At 72.5% G+C, this 255-nt stretch carries 1 protein-coding gene; it reads right to left on the bottom strand.

The window, feature by feature from the left end; translation table 11 throughout:
- Nucleotides 1-255, bottom strand: a 255-nt coding sequence (locus ACZ3HG_RS24230) for an acyl-CoA thioesterase (RefSeq protein ID WP_465335001.1), incomplete at both ends; no start/stop codon positions are given.

Here is a 255-nt window from a genome sequence, read left to right as displayed (position 1 = left end):
ACGCCTGTGTGCGCCGCGTCGAGAACGACCGCCCGTCGTGGATCCGGTCGACGGAGAACGTGATGCCCGCGTCGGGGTCACCGGGCCGCAGGAAGTAGCCGTGCATCGAGTGCACGGTGCGCTCGGGCGGGAGCGTGCGCGAAGCCGCGACGATCGACTGCGCGAGCACCTGCCCGCCGTACACGCGCCCCGACGGCATCGGCTGCGAGACCCCGGTGAAGATGTCCTCGGTCGTCCGTGCGCCCGCGTCGCGGA

Source organism: Erwinia sp. PME.40.26/001, assembly GCF_055556675.1.
This window is presented reverse-complemented; position numbering and strand designations above follow the sequence as displayed.